Below are 22758 nucleotides of genomic sequence, written 5' to 3'. Positions count from 1 at the left end.
GCGCAGGCGGCGCACTGTGTTCCCAAGAGCGACACCGCCGATCACTCTATCGGCGATAGGCCCGGAAGCGTAACCGCGCCGTGCCGGGCCCTCGGAAAGTGAGGCCGAAGCCTCACCCGAAGGGATCGTATTCCGAGACGATCACGACCTCGTCTCCGTCGATTTCATCGGCGGGGACGGCGCCAAAGGTTCCATCCCCTGCCTGGAAAACGACGATCGAGACCATGAGCGTGGCCGCGAGGGAAGCGGCGAAGGCGTGTGCATCTTTGCGGGACATCTGTTTGGCTCCTGTCTTGGAGGCGGGGGACCATCCCCCGCGCGACAGGACCCCGCAGGCCCGAAGACTGGCTGACATCACCGGGTGCGTTCGGCCCAAGAAAGTGAAACGGGGCCGAATCCACCCGGCGGCACGGGCTCGCCCGTAGTCCGACCCCTTTGCGGGTTGATCTCGAAGACGGGATTCGGGGCAAGGAAGGGAATGGCGAGCGGGGGATGGTGCCCCAACGTCAGGAGCCGGTTCTCCCGCTGATGCTTGGAACGCCGCCAGCCTCCCGGGCAGGCTCGTGGTTGAAGACCTCCATATTGGGGGATGGATCCTATGGCGCCCCGCGGTATCGTGGGACGAGGTTCTTGGTCGGTGAGAGGCCCGCCCTTCGGCAGGCCCCTCACGCCTTGTCAGGGCTCAGGCGGCCAGGTCCGCGCCCCCTGCCCTATTGCTGTCTTCGGCGCCGACGATTTCAAGCCGCGCGTTGCGATAGCCCTCCCGCGCGATCCAAAGCTCCGCCGCGGTGACGGACTCCGCCAGATGCAGCAGCTCGGTGTTGCCACCGAAGTCCAGAAGCACGCGCACCTGCCCGCGCTTCGGTGCCTCAGCCACCTCGAAGATCAGACGGCTGTCGGCCGAATGGCTGCGCATGATCGTGACGAGGATCACCCCGTCCGAAGAGAAGTTGCCTTCATGCAGCGTGAAAGAGGCAGGTGCCGTCCAGGTCGGATAGACCCGAGGCGGTTCCTTCTTCACGAGACGGCCGACGCCGTTCGAACGCTCCCAGGCTGCCAGCTTCTTGGTGAAACGTGCCGGCGGCTTGGGACTGCCGTCGTTGTAGCGGATCAGTGCCCCCAGAGGGGCTGTATCGATGATGGTTGTTGCAGACATGATTCCTCATCCCGAATACGAGCTTTCGCATTCATCATATTGATATTGCTGTACTTTGTTGGAATGGGGGCGGGTTTTCCCGCCCCCGGATGGCTCAGATCACTCTGCGGCCATCATCGACGCGGAACTCTCCGGCAAATCAGCCGTCAGGAAAGCCGGGAGATCGATGTCGTCGGGCGCGCTCGCGTCCTCCCCCTGCCCTTCCGCGAGATCCTCACCGTCGCATGCCGCCAGATCGGCCCGGCGCAAGACCTCGGGCAACCAGCCGCAGCCCTTGAGAAGCCGCTCGGCCTCGGTGGCCATCTCGCCCTTTTTGAGGTGATCGAGAAGCTGGGCAGTCCCCTCCCCCTTCGCCTCGCGCACAGCCTCGAGGATCCGGGCCTTCGGCACACGGTTGAGATATCCATCGACCGTCGGCTCCCAGCCCGCCTCGACCATGTCGAGATCGACAGCGCGCGCCACGAGATCGGCATGCGCCATGCGACGAGTCAGGCCGCTGGCGGAGATGCCCGCACCATAGGGATTCACTTTCTCATGGAGCGCGTTGATCCCGAAGCTGAGGCAATGTGCCAGAAGGGCCAGACGGCTGCCCAGACCGAGCGCGGTCAGATAATCCCAGAGCGCGGCATCGTCGCCAAGGGGCAGATCGGCCTCCCAGGCCGCGTGACGCTCATCGACGAGCTTCGCCACGACGCTGTCCTTCAGGTCTGGTGCCTGCGCCGACATGTAGACGTGCCGGACCGAGGCTTCGAGGCAGCTGCCTGAGGCCGAAGAGCTGCGGAAGGTGTCCGTCACCAGCTTCAGGAGCAGGAGCGTAAGTGCCACGTCGGGCGAGCGGCCGATGGCTTCGCGCAGCGCGAGGGTCCGGTGGGCGGTCAGTTCCATGACCAGCCGCTCGGGCAGCGGCTTCAGCGCCCCGTCGTCTTCCTCGTCGGATGCGTCCGCGCCGATCGGGTGACCGCCCGAGGTGATGACGGTACCCCCGGCGGAGGTCGCCGACGGTTTCCATCTGGAACCTACGACATCGTCCCCCTGCCCCATCGCATCCGCGCCATCACCATCCTGGACCGCGGTCTCCTCGCGCGGCTCGTCCTCGGGCCGGACGTAGCCGCGATAGATCGCAAGGCTGCCATCCCGATCCAGCGTCACGAAGACGCCAGCGCGCGCAACGTCGGCCGGGTCGTAGATCATCGGCCGCTGTTCGAGCGCTTCCATCGCCATCTCGAGCTGCCCAAGCCGGGCATCGATCTCCTCGGGGTATTCGTCCTGACCAGAGTATTCCTCCTCCAGCCCGCGATATTCGGAGAGCAGCGTCGCGTGGGCCACGCTTTCCTCGTCGGTCATCGGCGCAGGGTCACCGGCCAGACGCCGCAGGCCATGGCTGTAGCCATAGGGCAGGTCGGTAGCGACCTCGATCCACTTCCAGCACTCGGAGGTCAGCGCTTCGGCTTCCTCCTGAAGCTTCTCGGAGACCAGCCGGTCGAGCAGGGCAGGGTCCTCCAGCCAGCCACCGTCATCGCCCTGGAAGAGATCGCGCAAAACGACACCGCCGGCCGCCTCATAGGCATCGACACCGACGAAGACCGCGCGACGATCAGACGCCCGGACCGAGGTCTCAGTGAGCATGCGCCGGATGGCATAGGGCTCCTTGTTCCAAGAGTTCTTCACCGCATCCCAGACCTGCACCTGACGCGCGTGATCCGGGTTCACCGTGAAGGCCATCAGCTGTTCGAGCGTCATGCCGTCCTCGGCATAGACCTCAAGCAGGGCAGGGGCCACTGACGCGAGTTTCAGGCGCTGCTTAACGATCTGCGGCGTCACGAAGAAGGCCGCGGCGATTGATTCCTCGCCCTGACCCTTCTCGCGCAAGGCCACGAAGGCGCGGAATTGGTCCAGCGGGTGCAGAGCGACGCGCTGCATGTTCTCTGCCAGCGAGTCGTCCTCGGCCAGAATGTTGGACGCAGCATCCCGCACGATGCAGGGGATCGGCGCGGCCTTCGCCAGCCTCTTCTGCTTCACCAGGAGCGACAGCGCCTGGAAGCGGCGGCCACCGGCCGGGATCTCGAACGTGCCGGTCTCTACACCATCGGCATCGAGCACGGGCCGGACGTTCAGGCTCTGCAGGAGCCCGCGGCGGGCGATGTCCTCGGCCAGTTCCTCAACGGAGACGCCAGCCTTGATGCGCCGTACGTTTGACTGGCTCAGCACGAGCTTGTTGAAAGGGATGTCCCGCGACGGGGACAGGGTGATGTTCTGGGCTGCTTTCGTCATCAGATCTTCTCCACGACGGGCGTCGGAAGCCACTCTCCCGATCTCACTTCCCGTCACCCCTCAAACCCCCAACCTTTTCCTCTCTTCGTCCGTCTTGACCGCGGTCAAGACGTGCAAGTTGGATGCTCTATGCCTTCATGATCGTTTCAAAGTATGCCTCGGGCTGCCTGATCGCTTCGCCTTTTCCCAACAGGTAGTCCAAGATCAGCAAAAGCCGTCCAGCCCCAGCTTTCTGAAGACCACGCATCAGTTTTTCTTGGCGTATTCTAAGCAATCGACCGATGTCGAAGAGAACGCGGTTGAGGGCTTCGCCTGTTCGCGGCGGGTCTGGGAAGAAGTCCGCGACATGTGAAAAGTCCGTCCACGCCATTTTTGCAGGGTCCCGGTTCATGGTCGCTGTCCCAACGCTTTGGAAAGCGTTGGTCTGCTTAATGTGCGTTTCTTTCTTTATATGTTCTTTTTTTACAGACTCTATCTGCCGGTCATTTTGTCCGTTCCTGGCGGACATTTCGCTCGTGCACTCACGTCCGAGGGTTTGATCTTGCGATTGCTCTCGGTCCGCACGGGTGTTTGAATCGTGGCTCTCTCCGTAGCTCGGCTTGGCGTTGGCTCCGAGCTCGCGGAGACCAGCGATGATTTGCAAGACTGTGTCGGCAGTCAGGGTTGCTCGACGAAGCAGGTTTCGGATCGTTTCCAGTGAAGCCCGTCGTGCGTCATGGAGCTGTTCGTCCTGTAGGAGGGACGCGCGCAGCGCTAAGGCTTCTGCCTTGAGGGAGCGCAGGCGCTCACGCTCTTCCGTGACCTTCGATGCTCTGGCTGCAAGAGCGTCGTGGCCCTGCATTAGCGGACCCAAGTCGATCCCAAATGCATCCCTAATGATGCCTCCGTAGCGGAGAGGGAAGCGTTTCCCATTCGCTGAACTCTTTCGCTGGATGAGTCCCGCAGCCTCAAGGCGCCCGAGGCAGCGGCGAAGCGTTCTTTCATCAATGCCGTTTGCGCGCTCTGATAAGGAGGCGTTGGAAGGAAACACAACGGTCAGCTTGCACTGTGTTTCACCAGAGTTGGGGCTCTGATCGCGCGGAAGAAAGCTGATGAGAGCTGTCAGTACGGTGACGTCGTTGCTCGTGAGGTTCAGGTCTTTCCGAAGAACCCGTACCGGCCCCAGAAGCTCGTAGGGGTTAGGGCAGGCAATAGCTGGCTGTTCCGCCAAGGCGGTTCGTGCTTGAGTGACATGTCTCATGGTGTTTCGGAAGAAAAAGCTTCCCCGGTCACCGCGAGCGGTGTTGAACTCGATTCGTTTTGGGGGTATCAATCAGGTGTCGAGACTGATTGAGGCCCTTCGGAAGCACCGCTTTCGGGGGGTCTTTCCTTTTCTAGCCGTTCCTCCTTTCGTTTTCTGCTCGTTGCTCTTGATGTCTTGACCGCGGTCAAGACACGGGGTCGTCACTTTGGGCCGTCTTGACCGCGGTCAAGAAGCTCTCCGATCAGCTTTCGGACCGCCTCTTCGACGCGTGGTGCAAGATCAGCGTCCACATCGATAGTGATACGATTGCCTTTGCGGCCGATCTTCACGCGCTCACCTAGCTCAGCCTTGGGCGGAGTTGTCTTGGTGGCCGTGAGTAGCGTAACCGCTGCGTCAAGCCGCTCTGGGCCAGGCAAGCTACGGGGGATTTCGTGGGCGACTTCCTTGGCTCTCGAAACGTCCTTCTCGCACAGCCTGAAAAGCTTCTCCCAGACCCGCCGACCAACGCCATGTGCTGGTCCGATGGCCTGGATCAGCTCCATCGGAATGCCCGTCGCGATACGGTTCATCCGAGAGACGAGAGACTCATCGATCTGGAGTGCCCGATAGGCGATGGTCTGGGCGTTCTTGCGCGTCTCGTCTGTTTTCCCAAGTTCTCGAATGATGCCGGCGACGAACAAAGCCCTCTCGATAAACGAGGGGTCTTGGCGGGCATTGTTCTCCACGCCTTGGGCGATCAGTGCTTCCTCTTCGGTCATTTCCATGACCGTGGCGCGCACCTTCTGACCAAGCTCACGACAGGCGAGAAGCCTGCGGCGCCCATAGACGATTTCAAGTGCGCCATCCTGGGTTCGGCGGACAAGAATGGGAACCTTTTGCCCATGCTCCCGGATCGAGGACACAAGTTCCTCGAGGCCATCGCTCGGATCGATACGGTCCATGACTGCGGACATCCGCACGGCGCTCGGGTCGATCAGGCGCGTGGCGTGTTTGTCTTCCTCAAGCACGGATGCTTGCGCACGAGCGACTGTCGGGCTCGTACGTTTCAGATCAAGATCCACGTCCTCTTCTGCGGTCGCGGCATTGCCCATCGCGTTCTTGAGGGAATCTCCGAAGACCTTACGCGCCATGGCTACGCCCCCATGCCTTTAGGATTTCGCGTTCGACTTCGTCGGTCACGCGCGAAACGGACTCGATTGCACGCTCGTAGGTTCTGCGGTTCACGTCGCGAGGTTCGACCTCAAAGATGCTCTGCTGCGTATTGGCGGCATCACCTACCGCTGTCGACTTCAGGAACTCGGCCGGGAGGACGGCATCGCCAAGGACCGTCCGAAGCAGAGACGAGATCTGGACCTGTGGACCATCGGTATTCTCGTAGCGGGTGATCAGCACCCGCACGAAGTTTAGACCGTGTTCGGGAGCATGCGCCTCGACGACGCCCATCAGGTTGCTTGCCATACCGAGGAAGCTTGCCAGAGACATGACATCAAGCATGGACGCGTTGAGCGGGATCAGGACTCCGGTGGAAGCAAAGAGGGCAGAGATCACCGAGAAGTTCAGCTGCGGCGGGGTGTCGAAGATCACCACGTCATATCTGTCTAGGACAGGCTCAAGTGCTTCGCGGATCCGGCTGTGGAACGTGGTGGCTCCGTGCCTGAAGCTCAAAGCGACCTCAAACTCATACTCCATGATGTCCATGGAGGCGGGGATAAGGTCGACCGTCGGGAAGTTCGTTTTGCGAATGATTTCGGAGGCGGGCAGGGGACCCTCCGACCGGATCAAATCGTAGGAGGTCGGCATGTCCGGATCGAGTTCAGGGGTCACCCCGAACAGGTTCGTCAGACTTGCCTGGCTGTCGAGGTCGATCAGCAGGACCCGATAGCCGCGAAGGCCCAGTAGCTGACCAACATGAGCTACGGTCGACGTTTTTGCGGACCCGCCCTTCAGATTGAAGATTGTCACGACCTGGCACGGTTCTCCGGCTCTTCTGTGAGGGTGCTCATCGGGCTTAATCCTGCCCGTCTCAAGAAGGACGCGTTGGGCCTCGACCATTTCCTCGGCAGAGAAACTGCGGCGGTTGCCACCCTCGAGTATACCTTCGGGAAAGCCTTCGAGGTTTGACACATGGTGGCGGAAGGTGTTCTGGTTGAGCCGTAGGAGATCGGCCGCTTCCCGCATCGCGAAGCGGCGGAGGCCCTTCTGGGCATCCGGTGGAAAGGTCTCCTGCGCATGTTCTCGCAACCGGCTACCAAGCCGCTTGGACATGACATCGAATCTTTGAGAGGCTCGTATCCCGCTCATCACTGCCCTCAAGTCTTTATTGTTTTGTAGACCTTAACAGTTTTGGTGAGTAAATCCAGCCCAAACCGTTGAGCGGCGTATGCGCGTTGAAGGGGCTGATTTCTGACGAGAGAAAACCATTAAGTATCAGTGCGTTGGGTGGCCTTGTTCGCAGCGTACTTCAACAGCTCGTGGGTCGTGGCGTCGTGGCCACAATATGTATTGTGGACGCCTACGGACTGCAGATCAAAAGAATCGCATGGCGATTCCCGCGACTTCAATCAAGCAGCCCCAGCCTCTCGGCTCGCTCCAACAGCATCTTCACGGATGACGGCTGCCAGCTGGTCCGCCCACGCGGCGTCCGCTCCCGCATTTTCTCGAGCCTGTTGCAGATTTCTTGCAGCGTAATCTCCGGGTTTGCGCCCTTGATGCCGGCAACGATGGCCGGCAAACGGTCGTCGGTATCGCGGCGACCGGCACGGCCCAACACGGTTTCGTCCAAGAACCCATCCCGCACATACGCGTTCACAGCGCGGAGCAATCGGCTTTGTGTCCACTGGCGTTCATGGGGCAGGGGGCCGTTGATGATGCGCAGCACGTCCTCCCAGGCCATGTCGGGCCGCAGGCGACGAACGTGCGGTACCCAGTCCTGCGCCGTCTCGTTCAGGCGATCCATGTAACCGTCTTGCCTCGCCAGCCGCACTTTGCGAAGCGCCGCGGGATCGCGGGCGCGCAGTCCCGGGTTGCCGCCGATCCGACCCTCGCTGCGCGCCGAGGCCAGCCCCGCCTTGGTGCGTTCGCGGATCAGGGCGCGCTCGAACTCGGCCGCGGCGCCGAGAACTTGCAGGGTGAACTTGCCCTGCGGCGAGGACGTGTCGATCGGATCGGTCAGAGAGCGGAAGAAGGCACCTTTCGCCTCCAACCGCTCGATCACCTCCAACAGATGCGAGAGGGACCGCGCCAGGCGGTCGATCCGCACGACGACCAGCGTGTCGCCCTTGCCAATCCGCTCGAGCACGCGGGCCAGCACGGGCCGTGCACGGTTGCCGCCCGAGGCCTGCTCTTCGTGGATCTCGACGCAGCCCGCGGATTTCAGGGCCTGCGACTGTGGCAGGGGGGTCTGATCCTCGGTCGAGACGCGCGCATAGCCGATCAAGGGCATAAAAACAGGCCGTTTGCAGATTCATATACTGCCAATAAACGACCGTTTGTGAACGCGCGCAAGGGGCGTTTCCCTCGTCCCGCTGAGTTCGGGAAGCCTTTTATCTATGGGCTGAAACCCGCGAGAGGCGCGCCAGCGTTCTTGAGAAGACAGGGGCCTCGGGCGCCTCTATAGTAGAAAAAAACGCAGCCCCTCAAACTCCATCGTCAAGCACGCAAAATAGCTCTATAATGCGCGCATGAGCCGATTTCGCCTTACAAACATGGACTATGACCAGATGCCTCTCGATGACTTGGAGGCGTCCGAGGGCAAGGATGACGCCGACCTCTGGTTCCTGCCCGGGCCGATAGAGGACGAACCGGATTACCTGCCGCCCGGACCTCCGCCTGAGGCGAAGGAATCCGAAGTCGTCGATGCCTGGCGCGCGGCCGAGGCCGGGCAGGCGGCGCAGCTCGCCCGTGTTGCTGCGCGCCTGGGAATCCTCGATGAACGCCTGCGCCGAGGCCCGGCTGGCTGGCGGCAGCGGCTTGCCCTGATTGAAGCCGCGGATCTCAGCTGGCTCACGCAGGACCGGATCGGGCTCGACCGGTTGTCGCTCTACATGGCGCTGCGGGTTTCGACCGTAACGGATGATGCGCAAGCGCTGTACCGGATCGGCTGGACCGTGCGGCGGCTGACCGGCGGACCCTCGCCGTTGGCGCATCGGTCAGGTGTGGGCGACCTCGAAACCTTTCTCGATCGGCGCGACCGCCCGGGGCAGGGGGAGCGCATCGAAGATGCCAAGGCTCCCTCGCGCGTGGTCGAGATGGCAGAGCGCGAAGCCTTCGAGGACCGGGCCGCCGGATGGCTCGCGATGATGGATCAGGCCGAGGACCTCCATCCCGTGGCGCGGGCCTGCATGGGCTTCCATCTCTGGCATGTCGCGGAGCTTTCGCCGGTCGACGATCCACTCGAGGCTGCGGTGACGGCTGCGCGTGTTGCGATTACCGAGCTCGCACCGTCAGGGAGCATGCCCGGCGCGATCTTCGCACCGATCGCCATGGGCGGGGGAGGAGGCTTCCGCGCGATTGGGGACCCACCAGCCCGATTGGCGCGCTGGCTGAACGCGATGGAGAGCGCGACCTTCGCAGCCCTGCGTAGGCTCGAGGAGATCGAGGCTTGGGCGGCGGCTGCGGAGCGAACGATGGCGCCGCTCTCGGGCAAGACGCCGCCGATGCTGCGGGATCTCTTCACAAGTTGGCCTCTGATTTCGGTGCAGATGGCCGAGAAACTGACAGGCGCGCATCGGGCAACGGTTCAGCGCAACATCGACTGGATGGAGGAGCGGGACCTGATCCGGGAGGTCACGGGGCAGGGGCGCTATCGCATGTGGCGGATCGTCGAGGCGCGCGCGACAGAGGCAAGGTCGACCTCTGATCGAATTGATGGGCTGTCGGCTGAGGATCTCTACGATGTGCTGGCCGCGCGCCAATGACACTCGGATACGTGCCTGTCAGGCGTCTGCATCCCGCAGCTCCCGCAGAGCAGCGAGGTAGCGGTTCATGCGGCGCATGTCTTTTTCGGTCAGCGCCGTTAGTCGCGACGCATTCAGGTTGTCGAGGATGTCGGCTGTCTTGACCCGACGCGCAATCTTGTTGCCCTTGGCGCGCCGAACGAAGCCCACGTAGACAGCCTCGCCGTCGCCTTCATCCTCGGGCCTCTTTGTGACGAGGCGCAAGGCGTCGATCACAGTCGGCGAGAACCCTTCTTTTTCCAAGCGCTCGAATGTCCAGCCGGGCCCGTCCTCGACGACGTCATGCAGGACGCCCACGATCCGTTCGTCGTCGGTCTCTAATGACATCATCACCCGGAGCGGATGGAGCAGATACGGCGCACCGGCCTTGTCGGTTTGTTCCCGATGGGCTTCTGCAGCGATTTCGATGGCGCGTTGAAGGTTCAATGGCTTCTCCTGGTTCATGAATGTGATCGTGACCTTGCGGTCGAAATTTAGCGTGATGGTATTCGCACGATGTCCATCTGCTCAACGCCAATGCGTTCGATGCCTGACGGAAATCGTCTCTGGTCTATGACGTGAGCCCGCGCAGGCGGTGTCGCAGGAGCACCGCAAAGTCATCGCGAAATCTCGCCGGCCATCACGGCCCTCCCATGAACGGCGAGCGTCGCAGTGAATCTTGGACAGCCGAACTGCCGGATGACATCGACGACCCGCGCGTCGTAGGCAGCCTGCCCAATGAGCCGACACAGGTCTGACGCGTGAAACTGCCGGTTGCCGCTGGGTGCGGCTTTGATCTGAGCGTGCAACTCTCGCTCCCGCGGGCCAGCCACCCGCTGCGGAGTTGGCGCTTCCGCTGGTCGGCTTTCCGAACCGGGTGAGGTTCGCCATCGGCGCATGAACCCGAGCAGGTAGCCGGCAGGAACCCTGTCGTTACCGCGCGCCCGGTTGAAGGCAAGGAAGCGGTCCCAGATCACCTGCGTGTCGACGTTCCAGCAGGGCAGGGCCCTCTTTGCTGCCTTGATCAGGTCCGCCCAACACGTCTGAAAGACGTTGGATGCTTCAGAAATGGTGATCTGTCCTGAAAAAATAGTTTTGTTATTTCTTTCTCTAGATAGTGATGTGTCGCCTGTGCCTGACGCAACATCCTGATCTTCGTCCTCAGTATCGAAGGCCGTGAAGCGAAACAGCCAGGGCGCGAACTTGCCGTTGGGCTTCTCTCGCTTCAACTCCAGCTCGGACGCCTCGAGTTCAGCCAGCAGCTCGGTCAGGTACTGGCGCGAGATGCCCATCTTGGACGCCAGGTCGGCGAGGGTGAAGGCGGCCGTCCCGCGGGGTAATCCGTTGTAACCCTCCTTCCACGCGATGGCGTCGAGGATGACGGTCGCCAGCTTATGGGCGGAAACAGACAGCTCTGTCTGGGTGATCCGTCTCAGGATCAGGCCGGTCGTGGGTTCCATAGTCGGTGTCTCCTGTGAGAGACGACCCCATGCCTAGAGCAAACAACATTCTTGCCAGCAAAACAACTTTGCTGGTTGCGGCGGTTCGGACAGTGCGCTAGAAGATCCTTGTTCACGGGTTCTTCTAGTGCGGCGTCAGGCTTTTCGGTCTGGCGTCGTTTCCCTTTTTGGGTTCGGTGCACCGTCACAGGTGCAAGATGATCAGGTGCGGACCTGCCACCGGCAGGCCCGGGCAAATTCAGTAGCGGACCTCTTCGAAACCGTAGTTCCCCTCGTGATCCCGCCAGTCCACGAAGACCGAGCGGTAGCTGACCCAGTTGCAGTGCCCGGTGTCGGGCAGCTGTGATGCGGGCGGGACCTGGGCGACACTCGACCGTGTCCATCGATAGTCACCCTGCAGACCGTAGGAACCGAGGCGCGTGGCGTCGTAACGGTTGCAGTCGCCTTCACTGTTTTCGCGCTGGCTGAACTGGATGTGAAAGACACGGATGCTCCGGACGAAGTCGAAGGCGTCGCCCGAAATGTCGATGTCGGCTTGCTCGTCAGATTGGACTTCGACCAGGGGCAGGGGAGCTTGCGGAACGCTGGCCTGAGGTGCCTCCTGGAAGGCGATGTCGTAAAGCCGGTCCATCGGCGAGAGCGGGGAAGGGGCGTTGAACGACGCCCCCATCGGGCAACGCCAGATCTGCAAGGGTGGCTCGATCGGCCAGGGTGTGATCCTGCGGATGAAGACCGCACGCGCATGGGCACAGGGCGCCGATGCCGGCCAGCCGCCCGCGAGACAGAGCAGAATGGCACAGTCGACCTGGTAGGCTTGCGCCGGCTCGATCGAACCGACGAGGCTCGATACTGTGATGGCCGCAGCTGCTGCTGCGGTCCGGACCTTGTGATTCATGACGCCGACTCCAGCTATAATGGTGCGGCGATACAAAACAACACTAACGATAGCAAGCGGATTTGATCGCCACGGGGACGGCGTGCGCTTCGGTCGTGCTTCGAAGGAGTGCGACAAGGGATGGAATGGCGTTCTCCATTCCTGAAGATCAAGCTCTGATGCCTCGCCATAGCCTTCGGTAGGCAGCCGCGCTCTTGGTTTGAGCCGTGGCGAGGTCCGCCGCGCTGAACCTCGGTCTTCTAGCCGTTTCCCAACGGCGCGTGAAAGCCGTTGAAGGCCTTGCGGAGACGTCTACTGTCGCCGCCATGATGAACCGGGATCACATGCGCGCCTTTATGCCGCGCGCCGCGGCGCTTGTTGCTTTTGTCGCCCTGCTCTGGGCGATCCAGGTCGTCAACTGGATCACCGGCTATGGCCTGAACCGGGCGTTCGGGCTGATCCCACGATACCTCGGTGGGTTGGATGGTGTCATCGCAATGCCCCTCCTGCATGGAAGCTTCGGTCACCTGATGGCCAATACGCCGCCGCTTCTGGTGATGGGTGGACTGCTGGTGGCAACAACCACGAGGGCCTTGCTGCCGGTGAACGCCGTGGTGATCGGCCTCGGGGGAGGCCTAGTCTGGGTGTTCGGCAGCTCCGCTATCCATATCGGCGCGTCGGGACTGGTCTTCGGCTGGTTCGGTTTCCTCGTCGTGCGCGGCCTCGTGGATCGCTCGCTGATCACGCTAGGCGCGGCATTGGTGGTCGGGGTCCTATTTGATTCCATTCTCTGGGGCGTTCTTCCAGGCCAGCCTGGCGTGTCTTGGGAAGCGCACCTCTTTGGTGCCATCGGTGGCGCGGCCGCTGCGTTCTTGGTCCGAACGCATGTCCATGCGCCGCGCCTCGGCGGCGTCGATCTGGAATGAGGCCCCAAAGTCGCTACCAAGCTTCCTTTCGGCCACAGACGCGAGCTTCTACCTATAAAAAAGCGGATACTCTTGGGGCGTGGTCGCCTATTCCTGCATACTTGCAAATCGAGAGTGCTGAGACGAATGTGGCGATATGGAAAACAAAACCGATCGCCCCCGCCTGCGCATCCGCATCGTCTTCGGTGACGCCGAAATGATCGGCCCCGGCAAGGCTGAGTTGCTCGAACGCATTGACCGTTGCGGGTCCATCGCTGCGGCGGGGCGCGAAATGGGGATGAGCTACAAGCGTGCCTGGCAGCTGATCGGCACGCTGAACGCGATGTTTCGCGAACCGCTGGTGGACAGCACGCGTGGGGGGCCGGGTGGCGGCGGCGCGGTGTTGACCGATACGGGCCGCCATGTCCTGGGCCTCTATCGCGCCTTCGAGATGGAGGCCGCCAACGCTGGCGCCACACGGCTGGAGGCGATGCAAGCGTTGCTGAGGGATATTCCCGAAGAAAAATAACGGTTGACCGACCGCGTCGATTTTGACGATATGTTTCAGGAAACATATCTAACGGGAGCCACCCAATGCCGCTGGTATTCAACCGCCGATCCGTCTTCGCCGCCGCTGCCGCACTTGGCCTCGCGTTCGGTCCCGCGCTGGCGCAGGACGATGCGCCCGTCGTCGCCGCGGCGTCCGATCTGCAATTCGCGGTGCAGGAGATCGCAGAAGCCTTCACCGCAGAGACGGGGATGGAGGTCCGCCTGTCCTTCGGTTCGACGGGCAACTTTGCCCGCCAGATCCGCGAAGGTGCACCGTTCCAGATCTTCATGGCCGCCGACGAGGCCTTCATCGCAGACCTGCACGCCGAAGGCCTGACCCGCGACGAAGGCGATCTTTACGCCGTCGGTCGGATCGTCGTCATGGTCCCGAACGGATCGACGCTGACGGCGGACGAGGAACTCGACGTTCTGGAGCAGATGCTTGCGGCGGGACAGATCACCCGCTTTGCCATCGCCAATCCCGATCACGCGCCCTACGGGATGCGGGCGCGCGAGGCGCTGATCACACGCGGGCTGTGGGACGACCTGCAACAGGTGATCGTGCTGGGCGAGAATGTGAGCCAGGCCGCGCAGTTCGCGCTTTCGGGCAACGCCGAGGGCGGCATCATCGCCTATTCGCTGGCGCTGGCCCCCGAGGTGAGCCCGCGCGGCACCTATGCGCTGATCCCCGAGGATTGGCATGAACCGCTGCGCCAGCGCATGGCGCTTCTGAATAACGCAGGGCCGGTGGCCGAGGCCTTCTATGCCTACATGAAGGAACCGGCGGCCCGCGAGATCATGGAACGCTACGGTTTCGTGCTGCCGGACGGCGAGTGATCCATGGACTGGACGGCTCTCTGGCTGTCGATGCGGCTGGCGGCATGGACGGTGGCGATCCTGCTTCCCATCTCCGTCCTGATGGGCCGGTTTCTGGCCTATCGCCAGTTCCGCGCCAAGGGGATGGTCGAGGCGCTGGTGATGTTGCCACTGGTGCTGCCGCCGACCGTGTTCGGCTTCTACCTGCTGGTGGCCTTCGGGCGCAATTCGCCCGTGGGCGATCTGTGGCAGGGCCTGTTCGGCCACCAGCTCGTGTTCAGCTTCGAGGGGCTGGTGGTGGCGAGCGTCATCTTCAACCTGCCTTTTGCCGTACAGCCCGCACAGCGCGGCTTCGAGGCGATTCCGGTGGAGGTGCGCGAGGCGGCAAGCTGTTGCGGCATGTCGCCTCTTGCCTCACTCTGGAAGGTGGAGCTGCCGCTGGCCTGGCCGGGCCTGATGACCGCCATGGTGCTGACCTTCGCCCATACGCTCGGCGAGTTCGGCATCGTGCTGATGGTTGGCGGGTCGATCCCTGGCGAAACCAAGACCATAGCCATCTCGATCTATGACAAGGTGCAGGGCTTCGACGACCGCAGTGCCGGGATCATGTCGGCGGTGCTGGTCGCCATCTCGCTTTTCACGATCGCGCTGACCTACTGGCTGTCGGCGCGCATGGGGCGGAGGTTGTCCTGATGGCGCTGGAGGTGATGGCGCAGGCGGATGTGCCCATCCCGCTCGACGTGGCATTCCGGGTGGAACCGGGCGAACTGCTGGCGCTAGTCGGGCATTCTGGGTCGGGCAAGACGACGCTGCTGCGCATGATTGCCGGACTGTGGCGGCCACAGGTGGCGCGGGTGGCGGTGAACGGCACGGCGTGGCTGGACACTGCTGCGCGCGTCGATTTACCCACGCATCGCCGCCGGGTCGGGATCGTGTTCCAGAACTACGCCCTCTTCCCGCACATGACGGCGGTGCAGAACGTCATAGCGGCAATGGATACGCCCGACCTGGGCGAAGCGGAGCGGGTGCTTGATCTGGTGAACCTGCACGGATTGGCCGACCGCAAGCCGGCCCAGCTTTCCGGCGGACAGCAGCAGCGGGTGGCGGTGGCGCGCGCGCTGGCGCGCCGACCAGAGGCCCTGCTGCTAGATGAGCCGTTCTCTGCGGTGGACCGCGCGACCCGGGAAAAGCTTTATGGCGAGATCATCGACCTGCGCGCCTCGCTGGCCATGCCGGTGGTGCTGGTCACCCATGACATGAACGAGGCACAGCTTCTGGCTGACCGCATGGTAGTGATCGAGAGGGGCCGCGTCGTGCGGACCGGTACAACGGCCGAGGTCATGGCTGACCCAGACGCCCTGCGTGCCATGGGCATCCGCGAAGTCGCGGCCATGCTGCCTGCCGTCGTCGTCGAGCATGGGGCCGACGGGCTGACCCGGCTGGATGCGCCGACGGGTCCGCTGTTCCTGCCCGGCGTCGAGGGTGCGCCCGGAACGCGGGTGCGGGTGCGGATCATGGCGCATGACGTGATCCTGTCGCGGCTGCGGCCCGAGGGGTTGTCGGCGCAGAACATCATCGCGGGCAAGGTCGCGCGGGTCGTGCCGGGCGCTGGTCCGGGGGTGATGGTGCACATCGATGTGGCCGGGCACGAAATGCTCGCCCGCATCACCCGCCGCGCGGCTGAGCAGATGGTGTTGGCGCCCGGCGAGACCGTCCATGCCATCCTGAAATCCATGTCGGTCGCCCGCGATCACGTCGCGCACACGCCCGATATGGGCCGGGCGTCGGAATGAACCGCCCGAACCGCCCCGCGCTGTCCTTCGGCATCGGCACCGCGGTCGGCACGGCGGGCGGGCTGATCGGCCTCGGCGGGGCCGAGTTCCGTCTGCCCGCGTTAGTCGGCGCCTTGCACTTCTCGGCGCGCGAGGCGGTGGCGGTGAACCTTGTGGCCAGCCTGATCGTGCTGGCTGCCGCCTTTCCGTTCCGGGCGGCCACCGTCCCGATCAACGAAATCGCCGCACATCTGCCCGCTGTCATCGCGATGCTCGCAGGCTCCATGTCGGCGGCTTGGGTCGGCGCGGGCTGGCTGCGCCGCGCCTCAGACAAGCTGCTGGGCCGGCTGATCCTGATCCTGCTGGTCGCCCTTGGCTGCGTGCTGATCGCCGAAGGGGTTTTTGTAGCCGAATCGACCCGGCTTGTCGGCGAAGGGATTGTCCCCACCGTGCTGATCGCCGCCGTCTGCGGGGTGGTGATCGGCCTCGTCTCATCCCTTCTGGGTGTGGCTGGGGGCGAACTGATCATCCCCGTGTTCATCCTCCTCTTCGGCGTGGACGTGAAGGTTGCGGGCTCGATGTCGATGCTGGTGGGGATACCTACAATCGTAGTCGGCTTGGTGCGGCACTTCGGTGCTGGGTCGGTCCTGCGCGAGCGGGCAGTCTGGCGAAGGACCATCCTGCCCCTCGGAGCGGGTTCCGTCCTCGGCGCGATCCTCGGCGCACTGGCGCTCGGTCTGGTGCCCGGCAGGGCGCTCAAGATCGGCCTCGGGATCATTCTGATATGGTCTGCGTGGGGTGTCTTCCGTCATCTGCCATCCATGACGCCGGTGACGGATGGATAGTAGTTCAAAGGCTTGTGTTGGGGTTTTGAATGACTGGTGAGGGCAGTAAGAGACAATCGTTGGAAAAATACCGAACGTCCATCCACCCATCGCGACGCACTATTCACCTCAATCCCAGTCTCTCAGCCAAGCCTTCGAACTCCGGTGCTTCCGCATAGAGCTTCTCGAACTCACGCCGTGCCTGCGCCTTGCGACCCACGCGTGCGTAAAGCTCCGCGCGGTCGTAACGGATCTGGTGGAGGAGACGATCCGGGCGGTCCTTGCGGCGGCGGCCAGCGCGGGTGAGTACGTCGATGGCAGCGTCAGGCAGGCCGCGCGCAGCGAGCGCCCGAGCCCGGTAGAGCAGAATCCCTGTGTCGATGGGTGTCTCGTTCTGGGTGGCGACGGTCAGGGCCATCACCCGGTCCAGCAGGTCGTGATCTTGGGGTGTGTCGAGCGCGATCTGGGCGAAGGACAAAAGCACCACGGGATCCTCCGGCGCGATGACCAAAAGCCGCTCGAGATGCTGCGCCGCGCCTTCGGCGTCCCCGCTCGCCTCGCACAGTTCCACCAGCGCAAGCCGTGTGCCCCGCTCGGTGGGGGAGATATGTGCAAAGATGCCCTTGGCGATCGGCAGGGTGCTTTGCGGCGAGAGATCATATTTCAAGAACAGCGCGCCGAGCCTATCGCTCGCCGCAAGCGCGCTTTCTAGATGCCCGCGCGCCTGTTCAAATGCCTCCCGCTTCAAGCGTATCATGCCGGCCATCCAGGCCGCGTCGGGCAGATCGCTTGCAGTTTCCAGCTGGGACAGTGCAGCATCCTCATCACCGTCGTTGAGCGCACGCAGCCCGTCCATGAGCGCCTTTTCCTCGGGTGGAGTCACGAGCCTTCGGAAAAACCCGAGGGATAGCTTGTCCCGCGTTGGGGTGGCTGCATGTGCGCCCTTGCGATCCTGGATGGTGTAGAAGAGGCCCGTGCCGGGCAGCCCGAGTGTGGCTCGATTCCCCCGGGGGCTGACGGTGTATTTGGCACCGCGCGGTCCGAACGACAGAGAGGCCGTCGATTTCGAGAGGTTCAGCGTCACCCCAGGCGCAAGACGGATACGTTGCCAGAAACGCAAAGACACGGGGCGTAAATCCTTTCGGTAAATTGGGCGGAGGCGAACCCTGATTGAACCGCATGGCCGCCGCATAAGCAACCGATGCGTGGGGGCCTTGGACGGGCTCCGGGCCGAACATGCTTCAACAAAATCATCAATGTATCATCGGCACAGGATCAGGGCGGCCCGTACCAGCGGGAAGGGCGCTACTCGACAGCCTCGATGAACCGCCCGTATTCCTCGCTCACTTCCCTGGCCTCAATAAAGGCCCGCGCGCGCTCCGCGTCGATGCAGCGGAAGTAATCCTGCACATCGGCGATATAGGCCTCGAAATCCCCCCGGATCAGATCCGCGTAGGCGCGCATGTCATCTTGGGACGCGGGCAGGAACGGCCGTTCGGGCGGGATGCAGGCATGGGCCGGATCACCCACCACAAGGACGGTGATCAGCAGCGCCAGGGGGATGTTGCACGCACAGGACATGTGCAGGGCAAAACTCCTTTGCCGCCTTTAAGATCACGACTTTGTCAGCTATCACCGTTATCGGAGCAAGGCAATCTGCGTCAAGTCGTTTTAATTGTCTTGCTATCGTTCGTGTTGTCTTGTATCGCCCGCGGTGTTGCGACCCCGTGGGCCCGAGACTGCACCCAGGCAGAAGAAGGACCCAAGGGAAGGCCATGATAGAAGAAGCACCGAATGTGGTTACAGAAGACGGGCTGCGCGGCCTCCTTGCCGAAGGTTACCTCATCGAGGTGGTCTGCAAGGAAGGCGCCGAGAAGCGCCACAACAGTTGGTACGGCGCCTGGGTCATCCGAGCCGTTGCCCCGGATGGCGGCGACGACAAGATGCTCGTCACCAGCCGCAGCGTCCTCAAGCTCCGTGATTTCAAGACCATCGTCGGTCTTGTCAGCTTCCTCGCCGACATGGGCTGCACGACTGCCAGCATCCCGCTCGTCGAAGGTGCCCGCGAGCGTCACGCAGCACCCGGGCGCACGTCCGAGCCACGGACCGGCCCGGTTCTGGTCAAGGACAACTGACCGCGCGTTTGCGCTCGTCGTTGCACTGGGTACAGGTGTTTGTTCCGCACCCTTGGCCCTTGCCGACGGTTTCATCTTCCAGGTCAGTCCCGATGGTCGACTGATCGATACGGCCGAGTCCACGAGCACCCTGCGCTCGTTCACCGGTGACGAAGACGCCCAGAATGGGCCCCTTCCAGATCGTCTCTTTCTCTTTGCAGCACCGCAGTCCCATGGGGATGATGCCCCCCTGAGCGATGTGACGGCTGCCGCAGCGGTCGCCCCGCGCGCTGCCCGCGCCACCCCAGAAATCCTCCACGCCATCGAGACCACAGCGCTGCGCTACGGCAGCCATGACGCTCTGCGTCAGGCGGGCCTGTCGGTCACCGATTGGGCGCTGTTCTATCGCGCCAACATCGAGGTCGAGAGCGCGTACAATCCTGGCGCGCTGAGCCCGGTTGGAGCCATCGGGCTCGGCCAGCTGATGCCGGGCACCGCGCGCGATCTCGGTGTTGACCCCCATGATATCGCCCAGAACCTCGACGGCTCGGCCCGTTACCTGTTGATGATGCTCGAGCAGTTTGGCGATCCCGCGCTGGCGCTCGCCGCCTACAATGCCGGTCCCCATGCGGTCACCCGCCATGGCGGCATTCCCCCCTTTCGAGAAACCCAAGGCCATGTGGCCCGTGTGACATCCGTGTTCCAGCGGCTGAGAGGAGACCTGTCGTGACGTCCAAATCTTCTATTGTTGCGCTCGGCGCGATGGCCCTCATCGTGCTGGCGGGCCCCGCGCTGGCCCAAAGCATTGACCTATCGCCGGTGCAGACGCTTCTGCAGGGCATCGTCGATGCGATCACCGGCCCCTTGGGCATTGTGATCGGCACGCTCGCGCTGATCGGCGTGTTCCTCTCCTGGCTCTTCGGCATCCTCGATTTCCGTCAGGCGCTCTGGGTCGTTGTCGCGATTGCGGGCATCGCCGCAGCGCCCACCATCGTCGCTGCCATCTGGACGACCTGAGAAACGCCCATGTCCGACCAGTCCCGCGTGTTCATCGGCCTTCTGAGGCCACCCAAGCTGATGGGCCTGCCGATCATGTACGCCATGGTCTGGCTCTTTGGCTCGACGCTGCTGTTTCTCTGGGTGCAGAGCTGGGTGGTGGTCGTTTTCGCGGGGCTGGCCTGGCCGGCGCTCTGGAAGGCCGCAGACTGGGATCCGAACTTTCTCGATGTCCTGGTGATTACCTTGCAGGAAACCCCACCCACGGCGAACCGCAAACTCCATGGGGGCGACAGCTATGCCCCGTGATGGACTTGCCGATGACGTGGCGGAGGCGCTCGATCCGCTGACGGCACTGCCCGCATGGGTCAAGGGCGAGAAGCGGCTCTCGTCCATGCTGCCTTATGTCAGCCTTGTCACCGACCGGACGATCCGGACGCGCGGCAACGAGCTGATGCAATGCATCCGGCTCGAAGGGGTGAACAGCACCACGAGCGAGGATGCCCATCTCGACAGGATCGGCGGGCTTCTCGCCGGCATCGTCGCGCAGGTCGGAACCGAGTTCTCTTTCTACCTGCACAAGGTGTCGAAAGCGGTCGATGTGACCCTGCCGCCCATCCCGGGCGAGGGCTTCGCGGCCGCCGTCGACCAGCGCTGGCGCGCGCATCTGGGTCAATCTGGCCTGCGCGACAAGACGCTGACCCTGACTGTTCTGAAGCGCCCAGAGGCAGGCAGCCGCTTGCCGTTCGGTCTGGGGGCATCCCGCGCGCGGCATGCGGCGGACACGACGCGGCGTCTGCGCAAGCTCGACGAGGTTGTGGGGTTTCTGCTGTCGTCGTTTGACGAGCTGAAACCCCGACTGCTCGCGGCCAGCACTGGCGAGCTTCTGGGTTTCCTCGGCTCGCTCAACACGGGCGAGGAGCATCCGCTTTTCCCCCGGTCACGCTTGGGCGTGATCGCCGAGGATGTCGCCAATACCCGCGTCACCTTCCGCGGCACGACCATCGCCCTTTCCGACGGTGCCGTCGGCGACAAGCTCGGCGCGATCTTTGCGGTTAAGAACTACCCCGCCAAGACCGACAGCCTGATGCTCGACGATCTGAACCTGCCCGTCGACATGGTGGTCACGCATTCCTTCGTGCCGATCAACGCCAACATGATGGCGGGCCGGATCAAGCGGCAGCTGCGCCTGATGCAGGCCGCCAATGATGGGGCCGTCAGCCTCGCGCAGGAGCTGGAACTCGCGCAGGACGATCTGGAATCGAAGCGCCTGATCTTCGGCGAGCACCACATGACAGTGGCGGTTTATGCGCGCAGCCAGGCCGCACTCGACGATATCGCGGCAGAGATTCGCAACATCTCCGCCACTTCCGGCATCAACCTGATCTCGGAAGCCTTCGGTGCGCGGGCGCATTTCATGGCGCAACATCCCGGGAACACCGGGGCGCGGAGCCGCAAGGCTGCGATCACGAACCACAATTTCGCCGATCTGGCGACCTTCCACCGCACACCCCTTGGCAAGACAGGCGGGGAAGTCCCTTGGGGGGTGCCAATCACACTCTTTCCGACGCCCGAGCGCAGCGGGTTCCGCTTCAACTTCCACGAACAGGGCGCGCCGGATCGCGAACCCACGGGAGGCCATACGCTGATCCTCGGCCGTCCCGGCTCCGGCAAATCCGTCCTGGCGGCTTTCCTGATGACCATGGCACGGCGGGCAGGTGCGCGGGTCTTCGTATTCGACTATCGCGCGGGCATGGAGATGGCCGTCCGCGCGCTCGGCGGCAGCTATTCGACCGTGCGGGCGGGGCGCCCCACGGGCCTCAATCCGCTCCAGACCGAGATCGACGTGCGGGGCCAGGCATGGCTTGCTGATTGGCTCGCGAGCCTCTTGGAGCGGCGCGATCGACCGCTAACCCCGGTTCAGACCAACCGATTGCAGGAAGTCGTGCGCCAGAACGCGAGCGCAGGACATGCGGGCCTACGAAACTGGTCGGATTTCGCCTCGCTGCTGGTCTCGACCGATGACGAGGGCGATCTCTTCGAGCGTATGCAGGAATGGACGGCCGAGGGTCGCTACGGCTGGATCTTCGGGGCCAATGCCGAGGACAGTTTCAGCATCGATGGAGACGTCGCGGGCTTTGACCTCACCGGCATCCTCGATTCCGAGAGTGAGCGGGAACGCATGGCGGTCCTGTCCTACCTCTTCCGCCGGGTCGAGCGCGTGATCGAAGACCGCAAGCCCACGATCATCGTCATCGACGAAGCCTGGAAGGCGCTCGACAACGCCTATTTCGCGGAGCGGCTCTCGAACTGGCTGGTGACTGCGCGCAAGCAAAACGCGGTCGTCGTGATGATGACCCAGTATGCGAGCCAGCTCGAGCGCACCCGGACCGGCAAGACCATCGTTGAAGCCGTGCCGACGCAGGTGCTCCTGCCCAACATCCGCGCCTCTGCTACAGATTACGCCATGCTGGGCCTCAGCGAGAAAGAACTCGACGTGCTCCTGGGCGTCGGTTCCGCCTCGCGGCTCGCGCTTGTCCGCGACGACCGGGGTTCCGTCGTGATCGATGCCGATCTCAGCGCGCTCGGCCCGCTCGTGACCATCCTTGGCGGAATGGAGAAAGGCGAAGCGCTTGCCGGCGCTGATTATCGCGACCGTCCTGATTTCTGGAGAGTGACATGACCCGTACCATCATCCGCAGCGCCGTGCTGCTCGGGCTCGGCCTGACCCTGGCAGCCTGTGCACAGCATAATCCCGCGCAAGCCAACTGCTTCAACTTCCGCGACGCGCCCGCACAGGCAGCGAGCAACACAACCACGATCTCGACCATGGGGGCCGCCGTC

General features: G+C 63.2%; 24 protein-coding genes. 12 read left to right on the top strand and 12 right to left on the bottom strand.

The annotated features are described in order from the left end of the window. Positions 1–112: 112 nt before the first annotated feature. The 7 genes from MXB90_RS12865 to MXB90_RS12835 form a co-directional block, all read right to left on the bottom strand. Positions 113–277 carry a hypothetical protein gene (locus MXB90_RS12865; RefSeq protein ID WP_007803240.1) on the bottom strand — a complete coding sequence of 55 codons (165 nt, stop codon included), beginning with the start codon at positions 275–277 and terminating at the stop codon, positions 113–115. Between the two features lie 405 nt (positions 278–682). After that, complete coding sequence (locus MXB90_RS12860) at positions 683–1156, bottom strand: hypothetical protein (RefSeq protein ID WP_250045556.1); 474 nt, start codon at positions 1154–1156, stop codon at positions 683–685. A 99-nt stretch (positions 1157–1255) separates the two neighbouring features. After that, complete coding sequence (locus MXB90_RS12855; RefSeq protein WP_250045555.1) at positions 1256–3427, bottom strand: ParB/RepB/Spo0J family partition protein; 2172 nt, start codon at positions 3425–3427, stop codon at positions 1256–1258. Between the two features lie 127 nt (positions 3428–3554). Further along, positions 3555–4667: a helix-turn-helix domain-containing protein gene (locus MXB90_RS12850; protein ID WP_250045554.1), complete on the bottom strand. Its 1113-nt coding sequence runs from the start codon at positions 4665–4667 to the stop codon at positions 3555–3557. Between the two features lie 203 nt (positions 4668–4870). Beyond that, positions 4871–5800, bottom strand: coding sequence for a ParB/RepB/Spo0J family partition protein (locus MXB90_RS12845; protein ID WP_250045553.1), 930 nt, complete (start codon positions 5798–5800; stop codon positions 4871–4873). Further along, the gene (repA, locus tag MXB90_RS12840; RefSeq protein ID WP_250045552.1) at positions 5790–6935 is read right to left on the bottom strand and encodes a plasmid partitioning protein RepA; all 1146 of its coding nucleotides are present in this window, start codon (positions 6933–6935) and stop codon (positions 5790–5792) included. Before repA ends, MXB90_RS12845 begins: the two co-directional genes overlap by 11 nt. 292 nt (positions 6936–7227) lie before the next feature. Then, entirely contained in the window at positions 7228–8112 is an 885-nt protein-coding gene (locus tag MXB90_RS12835) for a recombinase family protein (RefSeq protein WP_250045551.1), read from the bottom strand. Between the two features lie 262 nt (positions 8113–8374). On the opposite strand from MXB90_RS12835, the gene MXB90_RS12830 reads away from it, so the two are divergent. Continuing rightward, positions 8375–9586, top strand: coding sequence for a helix-turn-helix domain-containing protein (locus MXB90_RS12830; RefSeq protein WP_250045550.1), 1212 nt, complete (start codon positions 8375–8377; stop codon positions 9584–9586). 18 nt (positions 9587–9604) lie between these two features. On the opposite strand, the gene MXB90_RS12825 is transcribed toward MXB90_RS12830, so the two are convergent. The 3 genes from MXB90_RS12825 to MXB90_RS12815 form a co-directional block, all read right to left on the bottom strand. Continuing rightward, positions 9605–10069 carry a hypothetical protein gene (locus MXB90_RS12825; RefSeq protein ID WP_250045549.1) on the bottom strand — a complete coding sequence of 155 codons (465 nt, stop codon included), beginning with the start codon at positions 10067–10069 and terminating at the stop codon, positions 9605–9607. A gap of 152 nt (positions 10070–10221) precedes the next feature. After that, entirely contained in the window at positions 10222–11064 is an 843-nt protein-coding gene (locus MXB90_RS12820) for a hypothetical protein (RefSeq protein WP_250045548.1), read from the bottom strand. 238 nt (positions 11065–11302) lie between these two features. After that, entirely contained in the window at positions 11303–11959 is a 657-nt protein-coding gene (locus MXB90_RS12815; protein WP_250045547.1) for a hypothetical protein, read from the bottom strand. 305 nt (positions 11960–12264) lie between these two features. On the opposite strand from MXB90_RS12815, the gene MXB90_RS12810 reads away from it, so the two are divergent. The 6 genes from MXB90_RS12810 (at position 12265) to MXB90_RS12785 (ending at position 16825) form a co-directional block, all read left to right on the top strand. Continuing rightward, a complete protein-coding gene (locus tag MXB90_RS12810; RefSeq protein WP_250045546.1) occupies positions 12265–12864 on the top strand; it encodes a rhomboid family intramembrane serine protease in 600 nt (199 codons plus the stop codon). Between the two features lie 136 nt (positions 12865–13000). Next, positions 13001–13372, top strand: a complete 372-nt coding sequence (locus MXB90_RS12805; RefSeq protein WP_250045545.1) for a winged helix-turn-helix domain-containing protein — start codon at positions 13001–13003, stop codon at positions 13370–13372. 65 nt (positions 13373–13437) lie between these two features. After that, on the top strand, positions 13438–14229 hold the full coding sequence (gene modA, locus MXB90_RS12800) for a molybdate ABC transporter substrate-binding protein (RefSeq protein ID WP_250045544.1): 792 nt from the start codon (positions 13438–13440) through the stop codon (positions 14227–14229). 3 nt (positions 14230–14232) lie between these two features. Next, complete coding sequence (modB, locus tag MXB90_RS12795; protein ID WP_250045536.1) at positions 14233–14901, top strand: molybdate ABC transporter permease subunit; 669 nt, start codon at positions 14233–14235, stop codon at positions 14899–14901. Then, complete coding sequence (gene modC / locus MXB90_RS12790) at positions 14901–16001, top strand: molybdenum ABC transporter ATP-binding protein (protein WP_250045527.1); 1101 nt, start codon at positions 14901–14903, stop codon at positions 15999–16001. The genes modB and modC overlap by 1 nt, the downstream gene beginning before the upstream one ends. Further along, positions 15998–16825: a sulfite exporter TauE/SafE family protein gene (locus MXB90_RS12785; protein WP_250045525.1), complete on the top strand. Its 828-nt coding sequence runs from the start codon at positions 15998–16000 to the stop codon at positions 16823–16825. Before modC ends, MXB90_RS12785 begins: the two co-directional genes overlap by 4 nt. Before the next feature lie 103 nt (positions 16826–16928). On the opposite strand, the gene MXB90_RS12780 is transcribed toward MXB90_RS12785, so the two are convergent. Continuing rightward, the gene (locus tag MXB90_RS12780) at positions 16929–17930 is read right to left on the bottom strand and encodes a DUF4236 domain-containing protein (protein ID WP_250045523.1); all 1002 of its coding nucleotides are present in this window, start codon (positions 17928–17930) and stop codon (positions 16929–16931) included. Positions 17931–18109: 179 nt separating this feature from the next. Continuing rightward, entirely contained in the window at positions 18110–18385 is a 276-nt protein-coding gene (locus tag MXB90_RS12775) for a hypothetical protein (protein WP_250045521.1), read from the bottom strand. Positions 18386–18579: 194 nt separating this feature from the next. Between MXB90_RS12775 and MXB90_RS12770 the strand changes: the two genes are divergently transcribed. From MXB90_RS12770 to MXB90_RS12750, 5 genes are read left to right on the top strand one after another with little or no spacing between them, the layout of a single operon-like run. Next, the gene (locus tag MXB90_RS12770) at positions 18580–18939 is read left to right on the top strand and encodes a hypothetical protein (protein WP_210730706.1); all 360 of its coding nucleotides are present in this window, start codon (positions 18580–18582) and stop codon (positions 18937–18939) included. 52 nt (positions 18940–18991) lie between these two features. After that, on the top strand, positions 18992–19648 hold the full coding sequence (locus MXB90_RS12765; protein ID WP_462982305.1) for a lytic transglycosylase domain-containing protein: 657 nt from the start codon (positions 18992–18994) through the stop codon (positions 19646–19648). Further along, entirely contained in the window at positions 19645–19935 is a 291-nt protein-coding gene (locus tag MXB90_RS12760; protein ID WP_024811680.1) for a TrbC/VirB2 family protein, read from the top strand. Before MXB90_RS12765 ends, MXB90_RS12760 begins: the two co-directional genes overlap by 4 nt. 9 nt (positions 19936–19944) lie before the next feature. After that, on the top strand, positions 19945–20223 hold the full coding sequence (locus MXB90_RS12755) for a VirB3 family type IV secretion system protein (RefSeq protein ID WP_250045519.1): 279 nt from the start codon (positions 19945–19947) through the stop codon (positions 20221–20223). Next, positions 20213–22597, top strand: coding sequence for a VirB4 family type IV secretion/conjugal transfer ATPase (locus MXB90_RS12750; protein WP_250045611.1), 2385 nt, complete (start codon positions 20213–20215; stop codon positions 22595–22597). Before MXB90_RS12755 ends, MXB90_RS12750 begins: the two co-directional genes overlap by 11 nt. Positions 22598–22758 lie beyond the last annotated feature (161 nt).

The sequence above is a fragment of the Phaeovulum molybdatiresistens genome, from assembly GCF_023544865.1.
Taxonomy (GTDB): domain Bacteria; phylum Pseudomonadota; class Alphaproteobacteria; order Rhodobacterales; family Rhodobacteraceae; genus Pontitalea.
This window is presented reverse-complemented; position numbering and strand designations above follow the sequence as displayed.

Bases quoted from the DNA above. Each gene is read 5' to 3' on its own strand.
- MXB90_RS12865 (WP_007803240.1), bottom strand. From the start codon at position 277: ATGTCCCGCAAAGATGCACACGCCTTCGCCGCTTCCCTCGCGGCCACG.
- MXB90_RS12860 (WP_250045556.1), bottom strand. From the start codon at position 1,156: ATGTCTGCAACAACCATCATCGATACAGCCCCTCTGGGGGCACTGATC.
- MXB90_RS12855 (WP_250045555.1), bottom strand. From the start codon at position 3,427: ATGACGAAAGCAGCCCAGAACATCACCCTGTCCCCGTCGCGGGACATC.
- MXB90_RS12850 (WP_250045554.1), bottom strand. From the start codon at position 4,667: ATGAGACATGTCACTCAAGCACGAACCGCCTTGGCGGAACAGCCAGCT.
- MXB90_RS12845 (WP_250045553.1), bottom strand. From the start codon at position 5,800: ATGGCGCGTAAGGTCTTCGGAGATTCCCTCAAGAACGCGATGGGCAAT.
- repA (WP_250045552.1), bottom strand. From the start codon at position 6,935: ATGTCCAAGCGGCTTGGTAGCCGGTTGCGAGAACATGCGCAGGAGACC.
- MXB90_RS12835 (WP_250045551.1), bottom strand. From the start codon at position 8,112: ATGCCCTTGATCGGCTATGCGCGCGTCTCGACCGAGGATCAGACCCCC.
- MXB90_RS12830 (WP_250045550.1), top strand. From the start codon at position 8,375: ATGGACTATGACCAGATGCCTCTCGATGACTTGGAGGCGTCCGAGGGC.
- MXB90_RS12825 (WP_250045549.1), bottom strand. From the start codon at position 10,069: ATGAACCAGGAGAAGCCATTGAACCTTCAACGCGCCATCGAAATCGCT.
- MXB90_RS12820 (WP_250045548.1), bottom strand. From the start codon at position 11,064: ATGGAACCCACGACCGGCCTGATCCTGAGACGGATCACCCAGACAGAG.
- MXB90_RS12815 (WP_250045547.1), bottom strand. From the start codon at position 11,959: ATGAATCACAAGGTCCGGACCGCAGCAGCAGCTGCGGCCATCACAGTA.
- MXB90_RS12810 (WP_250045546.1), top strand. From the start codon at position 12,265: ATGATGAACCGGGATCACATGCGCGCCTTTATGCCGCGCGCCGCGGCG.
- MXB90_RS12805 (WP_250045545.1), top strand. From the start codon at position 13,001: ATGGAAAACAAAACCGATCGCCCCCGCCTGCGCATCCGCATCGTCTTC.
- modA (WP_250045544.1), top strand. From the start codon at position 13,438: ATGCCGCTGGTATTCAACCGCCGATCCGTCTTCGCCGCCGCTGCCGCA.
- modB (WP_250045536.1), top strand. From the start codon at position 14,233: ATGGACTGGACGGCTCTCTGGCTGTCGATGCGGCTGGCGGCATGGACG.
- modC (WP_250045527.1), top strand. From the start codon at position 14,901: ATGGCGCTGGAGGTGATGGCGCAGGCGGATGTGCCCATCCCGCTCGAC.
- MXB90_RS12785 (WP_250045525.1), top strand. From the start codon at position 15,998: ATGAACCGCCCGAACCGCCCCGCGCTGTCCTTCGGCATCGGCACCGCG.
- MXB90_RS12775 (WP_250045521.1), bottom strand. From the start codon at position 18,385: ATGTCCTGTGCGTGCAACATCCCCCTGGCGCTGCTGATCACCGTCCTT.
- MXB90_RS12770 (WP_210730706.1), top strand. From the start codon at position 18,580: ATGATAGAAGAAGCACCGAATGTGGTTACAGAAGACGGGCTGCGCGGC.
- MXB90_RS12755 (WP_250045519.1), top strand. From the start codon at position 19,945: ATGTCCGACCAGTCCCGCGTGTTCATCGGCCTTCTGAGGCCACCCAAG.
- MXB90_RS12750 (WP_250045611.1), top strand. From the start codon at position 20,213: ATGCCCCGTGATGGACTTGCCGATGACGTGGCGGAGGCGCTCGATCCG.